The 10,554-nt window shown below is 63.1% G+C and carries 9 protein-coding genes and 1 pseudogene; 5 read left to right on the forward strand and 5 right to left on the reverse strand.

Features of this window, described 5'->3' with window-relative positions; genetic code table 11:
* Positions 1 to 11 precede the first annotated feature (11 nt).
* From ACFVTG_RS12470 to ACFVTG_RS12480, 3 genes are all read left to right on the forward strand, one after another.
* Positions 12 to 422: a cupin domain-containing protein gene (locus tag ACFVTG_RS12470; protein WP_284754214.1), complete on the forward strand. Its 411-nt coding sequence runs from the start codon at positions 12 to 14 to the stop codon at positions 420 to 422.
* Between the two features lie 24 nt (positions 423 to 446).
* Positions 447 to 1,304, forward strand: a complete 858-nt coding sequence (locus ACFVTG_RS12475; RefSeq protein WP_390280805.1) for an aldo/keto reductase — start codon at positions 447 to 449, stop codon at positions 1,302 to 1,304.
* A 90-nt stretch (positions 1,305 to 1,394) separates the two neighbouring features.
* A complete protein-coding gene (locus ACFVTG_RS12480; protein WP_390280807.1) occupies positions 1,395 to 2,969 on the forward strand; it encodes an arylsulfotransferase family protein in 1,575 nt (524 codons plus the stop codon).
* 30 nt (positions 2,970 to 2,999) lie between these two features.
* Here the strand turns inward: ACFVTG_RS12480 and ACFVTG_RS12485 are convergent, their stop codons facing one another.
* From ACFVTG_RS12485 to ACFVTG_RS12505, 5 genes and pseudogenes are all read right to left on the reverse strand, one after another.
* Entirely contained in the window at positions 3,000 to 4,451 is a 1,452-nt protein-coding gene (locus tag ACFVTG_RS12485) for a purine-cytosine permease family protein (RefSeq protein ID WP_390280809.1), read from the reverse strand.
* A gap of 82 nt (positions 4,452 to 4,533) precedes the next feature.
* Entirely contained in the window at positions 4,534 to 5,025 is a 492-nt protein-coding gene (locus ACFVTG_RS12490; protein ID WP_390280811.1) for a nitrilase-related carbon-nitrogen hydrolase, read from the reverse strand.
* Between the two features lie 119 nt (positions 5,026 to 5,144).
* Positions 5,145 to 5,351, reverse strand: a pseudogene (locus tag ACFVTG_RS12495) (nitrilase-related carbon-nitrogen hydrolase); the annotation flags it as partial.
* Between the two features lie 37 nt (positions 5,352 to 5,388).
* A complete protein-coding gene (locus tag ACFVTG_RS12500) occupies positions 5,389 to 6,738 on the reverse strand; it encodes an APC family permease (protein WP_390280813.1) in 1,350 nt (449 codons plus the stop codon).
* 10 nt (positions 6,739 to 6,748) lie between these two features.
* Positions 6,749 to 7,627 carry a carbon-nitrogen hydrolase family protein gene (locus tag ACFVTG_RS12505; protein WP_390280815.1) on the reverse strand — a complete coding sequence of 293 codons (879 nt, stop codon included), beginning with the start codon at positions 7,625 to 7,627 and terminating at the stop codon, positions 6,749 to 6,751.
* A gap of 93 nt (positions 7,628 to 7,720) precedes the next feature.
* On the opposite strand from ACFVTG_RS12505, the gene ACFVTG_RS12510 reads away from it, so the two are divergent.
* Both ACFVTG_RS12510 and ACFVTG_RS12515 read left to right on the forward strand, forming a co-directional pair.
* Entirely contained in the window at positions 7,721 to 8,482 is a 762-nt protein-coding gene (locus ACFVTG_RS12510; RefSeq protein WP_390280817.1) for a FadR/GntR family transcriptional regulator, read from the forward strand.
* Positions 8,483 to 8,617: 135 nt separating this feature from the next.
* Positions 8,618 to 10,126 (forward strand): purine-cytosine permease family protein, encoded by a 1,509-nt coding sequence (locus tag ACFVTG_RS12515; RefSeq protein WP_390280819.1) that lies wholly within the window; start codon positions 8,618 to 8,620, stop codon positions 10,124 to 10,126.
* Positions 10,127 to 10,554: the final 428 nt, after the last annotated feature.

A 10,554-nucleotide genomic window follows, 5' to 3' on the forward strand; every position in this document is an offset into this window, starting at 1 on the left:
AGGAAGCCACGATGAAACTCATACCCCCTACCCCCACGGCCAAAGCCCCGACGGAGAGGTTCACGGGAGACGTCTACCTCAACTCCCTCCACAACGGCGAGGCGCCCTCGCGCCTCGTGGCAGCCATGGTGCGTTTCACTCCCGGAGCCCGTACGAACTGGCATTCGCACCCCGTTGGCCAGACCCTGCACTGCACCGACGGCATCGGGTTCGTTGCCACCCGGGACGGCGGCGTGATCCTCATGCGCGCAGGAGACACGGTCCACACGCCGCCCGGCGAGGAACACTGGCACGGCGCCACCCAGGACAACATGATGTGCCACCTGGCTTTGGTGGAGCGCGACAACGGGGAGAGCGCCACGTGGCTTGAACCCGTCAGCGAGCAGGACTACCAAGCCGCGCACGCCCAAATCAGCCGATAACCCCCATCCAAGCGAAGGAAACCCATGAACACCGTCACCCTTAACAACGGCGTCGAAATGCCAATCCTCGGCTTCGGCGTCTTCCAGATCCCGGACGAGGAAACCCAGGCCGCGGTGGAAGCCGCCCTCGACGCCGGTTACCGTCACCTGGACACTGCCGCTTCTTACGGAAACGAGGCCGCCGTCGGGGCTGCGATCAAGGCGAGTGGCCTCGCCCGCGACGAACTCTTCATCACCACCAAGCTCTGGATCCAGCACGCCCCCACGGGCAGCGTCCAGGACGACACCAAGCGCGCCTTCGACAACTCACTGAACCGCCTCGGACTCGACTACGTCGACCTGTACCTGATCCACCAGCCCCTCGGGGACTACTACAGCGAGTGGCGCGCCATGCAGGACATCAACAAGGCCGGTCTCGCCCGCGCGATCGGGGTCTCCAATTTCCACCTCGACCGGCTGGTGGACCTCATCGACCACAACGAGATCGTCCCGGCCGTCAACCAGATCGAGACCCACCCCTTCCACCAGCGCGCCGCCGACCAAGCAATGATGAGCGAACGCGGCGTCCAAATCGAGTCCTGGGGACCATTCGCCGAAGGCAAGAACAACCTGTTCACCAACCCGCTTCTCAGCGCCATCGCCGAAGCCCACGGCAAGTCCGTCGCCCAAGTGGTTCTCCGCTGGCTCATCCAGCGCGACGTCGTCGTCATCCCCAAGTCAGTCCGGCCGGAACGCATGGTCCAGAACCTCGACGTCTTCGACTTCACCCTCACGGACGAGCAGATGAGCCAGATCGCCACCCTGGACACCGGAGCTAGCCTCTTCTTCGACCACCGCGACCCGGCCATGGTCAGCTGGCTCGGCGGACGCAGGATCAACTGATCCCACGCTGGGTTACCGCCCTGCCCTCGTCCAGCAAACTTGCAGCTTCTGTCCGGTTTCCGCACTGTGTTCCGGTCCTATCCTGAGGGGGTGGAGCAGAACACGGAGTCTGGGAGTGGCGAGCGGGAAGACCGCGAGCCCCACTTCAGGGTGAGCCGGCGCGGGTTCCTTACGGGGGCGGGGATGGCAGGCGCGGGATTGCTCGCCGGCCTCGGCATCGCCAGGACGGGCGTGTTGCCCGGGGGAACGGCCGCGGTCAGCGCTGCTACCCCGACGCCGGCAGCGTCACCCTCGCCGTCGCCGAGCAACACGGCTTCCGTACCTTCGATCCGTAGCTTCGTTTCCACCGCTTTGACCGCAGCACGCGTTGCCAGCTGGGCTACCGGGCCCACAGGTGCGGGCCTCCTGTTCGTGGGGCCGATGGGCCACGGCACCAACGGGCTGATCATGGACAACCACGGGGAACCGATATGGATGGAACCGACCGGTTCCGGCGTGACGGACCTTCGCGTTCAAGCCTTCGAAGGCCAAGCGGTGCTGACTTATTGGACTGGAATCGGAACCGGCGGACACGGAGCGGGAAAGGGCGTCGTCAAGGACGCCCACTACCGCACCGTGGCCGAAGTCAACACAGGCAACGGGCTGCAAGCGGATCTGCACGAGTTCACCATCACCCCTGCCGGGACGGCGTTGATGATCTCCTACCCAACAGTCCAGCACGACCTGACATCTGTGGGCGGACCCGCACAGGGCTACATGTTTGATTGCCATGTCCAGGAAGTCGGCATCCGTTCCGGAAAAGTCCTCTTCGATTGGACGGCCTCGGACCACATCGACCTGGCTGAGTCCTATGTGCGCCCGTCGGATAACCCCAAGGCCGACGGCTCCGACGCCACGAAAGCGTTCGATCCCTTCCACCTCAATTCCGTGGACGAGAGCGGAGACGCGCTCCTCGTTTCATCCCGCCACACGCACACCGCCTATTTGATCGGCCGTTCGGACGGGAAGATCCGCTGGCGTTTGGGCGGGAAACGCAGCGACTTCTCGATGACTCCGGAATCCGTCTTCGCTTGGCAGCATGATGTTCGACGCCGGCCCAACGGGATCATCAGCATGTTCGACAACCACTACAACCAGGGCACCACCGGGACATCGCGCGGGCTGCTCCTCGCCGTCGACGAAAAGGCGCGCACCGCCGTCGTCAAGCAGGAGTTCAGCAGGGGCGGCCACCGGGGCGACGCCGAAGGGAACCTGCAGTTCCTCGATAACGGGCACGTCCTTGTGGGCTGGGGAGCGGACCCCGCCGCCACCGAATTCACCCCGGATGGGAAAGCGGTATTCGAGGCGACCGGAATCGGCGACGCCTCCTACCGCACCTACCGCTCGCCGTGGACAGGCCGCCCGGACACCGTCCCCGACCTGGCCGCGGTCCCGGGCAACGGGTCCACGATGCAGCTCCACACCAGCTGGAATGGCGCAACCGAGGTCGCCAAATGGAGGTTCCTCACCGGAACCGGCCCCGGTTCACTGTCCGAGGCAGTTACGGTTCCGCGCCGCGGCTTTGAAACGTCGACGGCGGTGGCCGCCGCGCCGAGGGCCGCCGTCGAGGCTTTGGATAAATCCGGCAACGTTTTGGCGACGCCCACGGTCATCGCCACTGCCTGAGTCTTGTCGAACCGCGTTACGGCGGCGGAGCTACGGAAGCAGGTGTTCGTGCGCGGCCGCCTCGAGGGCGTCGGCCTCTTCCTTGGCCATGCGGGTCTCTGCCTCGACGTCGATACGCCGGGTCATCAGCCAATACAGCCCGGCGGAGACCGGGAGCCCGATAAACAGCGAGATGTCGGCGCCGTCGATCGCGTGGGCTATGAACCCGACGAAGAGCTTACCGGCGGAGAAGAAGGGGATCATCACCACAAAGCCGACGAGGTAGGAGATGATGCCGGGCCAGCCCCAGCGGCCGTAGATCCCATCCGGCTTGAAGATCTCAGCGATGGCGTAGTGGCCTTTGCGGACGATGAAGTAGTCGGTGAGGTTGACCGCTGTCCACGGAATGAAGAAGTACAGCACCAACAGCAGGAAGTCGTTGAAATTGGCGAGGAAGTCGGCCGACGCCAGGTTCGCCAGAACTACGGAAATGAGGGCGGTGATGGAGATCGTGATGATCCGGAGCCTCAGGGTTGGCCGGATCTGCCGGACGCTATCGATGGACGATATCAGGGTCAGCGATCCGCCGTACATGTTCAAGGCAGTCACTGACAGCAAGCCCAGGGCGGCGACGAACAACGCGATGCCACCGAATCCGCCGAAGAGCTGGTCGGCCGTGGATTTGATCGAGCCGATGGTTTCGAAGTTCTCACCGGCGGCCGCACCGATGTACGCGCCCAGGAACATTACCCAAATACCGCCGAGGGCGCTGCCCCAGAACGTCCACCGGAATGTGCCCCGTCCGCTGGAGGGCGGGAGGTAGCGGGAGTAGTCAGAGACGTAGATGGCCCAGGAGATCTGGTAGCCGGCCGCGACCCCTAGCTGGCCCAGGAACGGCACCAGATGGAAGTCAGCCAGGTTGTATGCGCCCGCGGGTATGGTCAGCTTGACGGCTGCAATGGTGAGCAACGCCAGCATGATGATGGTCAGGTAGGTCAGGTAGCGCTCAAAGGCGTGGATGAGGTCATAGCCGAACAAGGCAATGACGACGGCGATAATGGTGACCACCCAGAACCACAGGTTTTGGGACCCGAAGTTGATCGACTCCGAGATGGCTTGGCCGGCCAGGATGGTGTTGAAGATATTGAAGCCCGCGTACTGGAGGTAGGCAAAGAGCCAAACCAGCAGGGCACCGATGTAGCCGAACTGCGGCCGGGACTGGATCATCTGCGGCAAGCCGAGCTGGGGGCCCTGTGAGGAGTGCGCGGCCATGAACAGCGTGCCGACGAGTACCCCGATGGCGATCGCGAGCAGCGACCAGATCAAGTTGCCGCCGGTGGTGATGCTGATCAACCCCACTGCCAGGGTGGCGATCTGGGCATTGCTGACGAACCACAGCGGTCCGATGTGCGAGACCTTGCCGTGCCGCTCGTTCAAAGGAACATAGTCGATCGACCGGATCTCCAGCCCGCGGCCCGATCCTTTGTCCGTCGTAGTGCTCATGGCGTTTCTCCTTCGGAGCATCGGTGCTTCTTGACTTTGGTTTAGCACAGAGTGGGGCGGCCCAGAAGAGGTCGCGAGGTTACTAGGGGAGCCTGTGGTGCCGCCACGTGGGGAACTGGTCCCTGGCTGCCTGAACGGCATCCGGCGAGAGGTCCAGCGTTGCGGTGGCCGGCTCGGTGCCGAGGCTATGCAGGACAGTCCCGAGGGGATCAATGAGCATGCTGTAGCCGATGGACACCGGCGGAGTCTGGGAGACCGCCGCCACGTACACACCGTTCTCGATTGCCCGGGCCTTGGCCAAGGTGGCCCACTGCTCGGTCTTTGCAGTGCCGGGAACCCATGAAGAGCAGACGAGGAGCACCTCGGCGCCGGCATCGGCCAGGATGCGCGCCAACTCGGGGAAGCGCAGGTCGTAGCAGGTCATCAATCCGAAGGTCATGCCCCCGCAGGAAAAAGTGACAGGCAGTGGCTCCGGGGCGGGTCTGATGTATTCCGATTCGCGGAATCCTTGGCAGTCAAACAGGTGGATCTTCCGGTAGCTGGCAAGGCGGGACCCGTCAGGACCGATGGCCACCAAGGTGTTGAAGGCCCGGTCCGGTTCTCGGGATCCGTCCGCTTCTTTGGTTCGTCCCCCTCACCGGGCGCTTCCAGGAGGCCTGCGACGACGGCGATCCCGTAACGTGCCGCCGTCGCGTAGAGCTTGGAAGCCACCGGGCCGTAAATCGGTTCGGCCATGTCCACGAAGCTCTGGTCCACCCGGCTTTTCTCGTACGTCGAGTACTCCGGGAACACAATGAGGTCAGAGCCCTCGTGGGCCGCCCGGGCACAGTAGTCCGCGATGAGGTCGAGGTTGCGGCTGACGTCCGTGCCGGAATCGATCTGGGCTAAGGTGATGCGCACGCAGTCCTCATTTCTCCCCGTTTACTGTGTTCCGCCGTCATACCAGGGCGGCTTCTTTTTCTTCCATCACCATCTCCGGCGGCGCCTTCCGGAACCCCTTGGTGATGATGCCCAGTACTACGACGCCGACGCACAGCCAGATCAGCCCGAGCGTGATGGCATTCGAATCCAGCTGGGAGAGCAGGAACCCGTCGATAATGGCTCCCACCGCTGGCATGACCACGTAGAACAAGACGCTGAGCCGGTGCCCCGAGCGTCGTTGGCGCAGGTAGTAGGCAATGACCGAGATGTTGACGAGGGTGAAGGCCGTAAAGGCGCCAAAGTTGATGAACGACGTCGATGTGGCTACATCCAGGAACATGGCGATGAGTCCCACCGCGCCTGTAATGACCAGGTTGAACACCGGAGTGTGGAAGGACTTGTTCAGCGCCCCGAAGACTTTCTTCGGCAGGACTGAATCCCGGCCCATGGCGTAGAGCAAGCGTGAGGCGCTGGCCTGTGCCGCGAGCCCGGAGGCAAACTGGGACACCACGAGTCCGGCCAGGAAAACTGCGCCGAAGAACTGCCCGCCGATCTTCAGGGCAATGTCCGATGCCGCCGACGCCGAATCGTCGAAGACTCCGCCGGGGTGGATCAGCTGGGTGGTGTAGGAGACGACGACGAAGATCGCGCCGCCGATGAGTGCCACAAGCATGATCGCCTTCGGCACGGTCTTCTTCGGCTCGATGGTCTCCTCGGTGAGGGTGGACACCGCGTCAAAGCCCAGGAACGAGTACGCCGCGATGGCAGCTCCGGCGGTGATCTTGTCGAAGCTCGAGGTGTCGTTGAAGAAAGGAGCGGTGCTGACCAGGGCGCTCGCGCCGGAGGTCGAGACCAAGGTTCCAACGGACAGTGCAACGAACAGGACTATCACCAGAAGCTGAAATGCCATCAGCAGGTAGTTGGCCTTGTCCGCCACCTTCACGCCAACCACGTTGAGCAGCGTTGTGATCGCGATGAACGCGACAATCCAGACCCCGATGGGAATGGCCGGGAACTGCGCGGTGAGGTAGGAGCCCCCGATCAGCCAGATGACCATCGGCAGGAACAAGTAGTCCAACAGGACTGCCCAACCGGCCAGGAATCCGATCCGGGAATCGATGGAGCGGCGGATATAGGTGTAGGCGGAGCCGGCCACCGGATAGGCAACGGCCATGCGCCCGTAGCTCTGGGCCGTGAAGAGCATGGCGATCATGGCCACGAGATAGGCCGACGGCGATGCTCCGCCGGTGGTTTCGGCGATCACGCCGAAGATCGCCAGGACGATGAGCGGGGTCAGGTAGGCCAGCCCGAACAGGACCAGCGAGGGCAGTTTCAGGGCGCGCGTGAGGCTCGGTTGCGTTGTCACCGGTGGTTCCTTAGGAGTTGGTGGACTTAGGGGTCCACATGGTCGGGTCGATGCGGCCTTGGTAGACCGGCAGGTCAATGGGCGGCTCGCCGGGGCGGAATTGGGACCAGGGGCGGTTCAGGTTTTCGGTCCCGTGTTCGCGGACATGCTCGACGGCGGATAGGTCCAGTTCCGCGGCGAGAAGGGTGGGCGCGTCGTCGTCGGCCTCGGCTATGGTGTTCCCCTCGGGGTCGACGATCAGGCTGAGGCCTTTGCCGGTGGGTCCCGCGCAATTGACGCTGACCATGAAGACCTGGTTCACAATCGCGTTTGCCTTGGCGAGGACGAGTTCTTGCTTGCGGTCCGGCGTCGTGGTCTTAACGACGTTGAGGATCACTTCGGCGCCCATCCACGCCAACTGGCGGGTCACCTCGGGGAACCAGGCGTCGTAGCAAATGTTCAAGCCCACCGTGCCGATCCCTTCCAGGTGGACGGTTGTGAACCGGTCGCCGGGGTCGTAGGGCTCAAAGGGGCGCCAAGGAAAGACCTTGCGGTAGTAGCCGGCGAGCTCGCCTTCGGGGGAAAGGACCAACTGGGTATTGAACAATTGCCCCTCGGGGCCGCGCTCGCAGACGCTGCCCGGAACCAGCCAGATGCCCAAGTCCGCGGCTAGCTGCCGCAGCTCGTTGACGCGCGGACCGTCAAGCGGCTCGGCCGAGTCCTGCAGCACTTCCGTACGCTGCAGGTCCGGGTTGGAATCCCCGAAAAGGTGCAGTTCCGGGAAGACCACGAGCTTGCTTTGCGGTTGGACCGCGACGGCGGCGGCGACCTCGGCTGCGAAGGCCTCGATCGGTTCGCCGATCAGTCGGGGTGATGCTTGCGCGGCGATGAGGGGAAGGATGCGTTGCACTGGTTTCTCCACGTTGTCGTTGTGACTCGCCTCATATTAGATCATAATGATCAAATAAAAGGAAGGTGGATCTTGCCCCGTAAAGTAGCGGATATGACCCGACAGCTCGAGGACACCACCGGCGACTCATTGATCGGTGCTGCCCCTCTGCTCGGAATCGACCGGAGGAGCGCAATCGACGCCGTGCGCCTGCGGATCGGCATGGCCATCTCCTTGGGGCTGCTTCAGCCGGGGGAGAGGCTGCCCGACCAGCAAGACGTCGCGCTGGGCCTGTCGGTCAGCCCGATCACGGCACGCAGGGCCCTGGCGAGCCTGGCTGACCAGGGCGTCGTTGTCCGCCGTCGAGGACGTGGCGGAGGAACCTTTGTCGCGGACGAGCCGCCGCGGAACGTGCTCGAGCAACTCACCGCGTCGCCCGCGGAATCCCTTGCCGTGAACCGGCTGGTGGACCGCCGGCTGTTGTTCGAATGCGCGGTCACCCACTTCGCCGCGGTCAATGCCTCGGCAGCGCAGCTTGATGAGTTGGAACGGCTTACCCATGAAATGGCCGGATCAAGCAATTGGTCCGAGTATCACCAGGCTGACGAGAGGTTTCACCGGCTGGTCGCCGCGTCCTCGGGCTTGGGAGCGGCGGTCGACGTCTACAACGAGGCATTGGCGGAACTCTACGCATACTTCATCCCGTACCCGATCGAGTTCCTCCACGAATCCAACCGGGACCATATTGCGCTCGTAAACGCCCTGCGGGCAGGCGACGACCGCTGTGCGGTGGAGGTATCGCGGCGCCACGTGGACGTGTTGCACAAGACGATGTTCATGGGCCTGGCGGGCGGCGACGGCCGCCAAATGGGGTAATCAACGACCCGTGCCTTATCGTCCGGTATATCGGACTAAATATGGCTACCTTTCGGTGATAGCCGTCACTTTGCATGCTCTGATTGATTCTCAGTTGGGGACATCGGACTTCGGTTGTCAAAGTGAGGATTAGGCATGCAGGCCACAGGAAAAGCGGGAACGGGTGGGCCGCGCGTTGAGCGTCGTTCCATCGACTTTGTCCCGGAGAATGAACGCCATGGTTCGCCTGGCCAGCAGTTCACGCTCTGGTTCGGGGCCAACATGCAGATTACGGCCATTGTCGACGGCGCCTTGGCAGTACTGTTCGGCGCGGATGCGCTGTGGGCGATCATCGGCCTCCTGGTCGGAAACCTCCTGGGTGGTGCTGTCATGGCGCTCCATGCGGCCCAGGGGCCGAAGCTCGGCTTGCCGCAGATGATTTCCAGCCGGGCGCAGTTCGGAATCTTCGGTGCGGTGATTCCCTTGGTGCTGGTGGTCGTCATGTACCTCGGCTTCGCTGCCACCGGTACGGTCCTCTCCGGACAGGCAATCAGCCTCATCCTGCACACGGGAACTCCGGCCGTGGGCATGATCGTCTTCGGGGCGCTGACCATCGTCGTGGCGACCCTGGGCTACAAGTACATCCACATGCTGGGCCGCATTGCGACCGTCGTCGGTATCCTCGGCTTCACTTACCTGGGCATCAGGTTGTTGACCAGCCAGGACGTCGGCGCACTCCTGGGCGCCGGCGGCTTCGAGTTCCCCACCTTCCTGCTCGCCATTTCGCTTGGCGCCGGATGGCAGCTGACCTACGGTCCTTACGTGGCCGACTACTCCCGGTACCTGCCTTCCAAGACGCCTGCACGCAAGACCTTCATGTCGGCGTACTTCGGAACGGTGATTGGTTCCCAGTGGTCCATGACCCTGGGCGCGCTCTTCGCTGCGCTCGCATTGCCCAAAGGCGCACGGTTCTTGGACGGCCAAGTCGCTTTCCTCGGGAACCTGAGTGGCGGCGGACTGATCGCGGTGGTCATCTACCTGGTGATCGTGACCGGAAAACTGACCGTCAATACGCTGAACGCCTATGGCGGCTACATGACCATGCTTACCTCGGTCACAGCATTCACCCGCAAGTCTGCGGTGGCCTCATGGACCCGGTTCGTCTACGTGATCGGCTTTATCGGACTCTCCGTGCTCATCGCAGTCCTTGCGTCCCCCGATTTCATCGCCAACTTCAAGAACTTCGTCCTTCTCCTTCTGATGGTGTTCATCCCGTGGAGCTCCATCAACCTGGTGGACTACTACCTGGTTTCCAAGGAAAAGGTGGACATTCCGGCTCTCTACGACCTGAATGGTCGATACGGACGTTGGAACAAGACCGCGCTACTCAGTTACGCGATCGGCATTGTCATCCAGATCCCGTTCCTCGCGCAGACCCTCTACACCGGCCCGATGACCGATCTTCTCGGAGGGGCGGACATCTCCTGGCTCGTAGGCCTCGTGGTCACGGCAATCGTGTTCTACCCGCTGGCGAAGAGGAACTCCAACGCACCGGCTGAGATGGTCTACCCGACGGAACTCGGCCCAGCGGAATCGGAATCGGACTCGGACGCGGGGGCAGTAGAGCCGGTGGCTGGCCCAGTGTCGAAGAGCGCGGCCGTCTAGCCTTTGGGGTGTTTCCGGCGGACGCTCGCTCACTTTTGGGGTGTTTCCGGCGGACGCTCGCTCACTTGAGGTGAGCGAGCGTCCTGGCTTTTGGCCCTATAGGTGAGCGAGCCTCCGGTCGACCGTGCCGGGAACGAGCGAGCGTCCGGTCGACCGTGCCGGGAACGGTTGTCTCAGGGCCCGACGGCGGCAGTCCCGGTGCGCCGTCGTCTAGCCTTTGGGTTGTGCCCGTCTTGGACGCTCGCTCACTTTTGGGGTGTTTTGGGCGGACGCTCGCTCACTTGAGGTGAGCGAGCGTTCTGGCTTTTGGCCCTATAGGTGAGCGAGCGTTCTTGCGGTCGTCAAGTTTTTGAGACAGTTTCGTTGTTTGTTTTGGTTAGGCGGCCAGGGGTTCCTGGACGCTGGTGTGGTGGTTTGCGTGGGCGGTG

Origin of the sequence: Arthrobacter sp. NPDC058127, from assembly GCF_042884555.1 — a bacterium.
In the GTDB taxonomy this organism is placed as follows: Bacteria; Actinomycetota; Actinomycetes; order Actinomycetales; family Micrococcaceae; genus Arthrobacter.

What these genes read in the sequence shown, in the direction of transcription:
- ACFVTG_RS12470 (WP_284754214.1), top strand. Translation starts at nt 12, where the DNA reads ATGAAACTCATACCCCCTACCCCCACGGCCAAAGCCCCGACGGAGAGG.
- ACFVTG_RS12475 (WP_390280805.1), top strand. Translation starts at nt 447, where the DNA reads ATGAACACCGTCACCCTTAACAACGGCGTCGAAATGCCAATCCTCGGC.
- ACFVTG_RS12485 (WP_390280809.1), bottom strand. Translation starts at nt 4,451, where the DNA reads ATGAGCACTACGACGGACAAAGGATCGGGCCGCGGGCTGGAGATCCGG.
- ACFVTG_RS12515 (WP_390280819.1), top strand. Translation starts at nt 8,618, where the DNA reads ATGCAGGCCACAGGAAAAGCGGGAACGGGTGGGCCGCGCGTTGAGCGT.
- ACFVTG_RS12510 (WP_390280817.1), top strand. Translation starts at nt 7,721, where the DNA reads ATGACCCGACAGCTCGAGGACACCACCGGCGACTCATTGATCGGTGCT.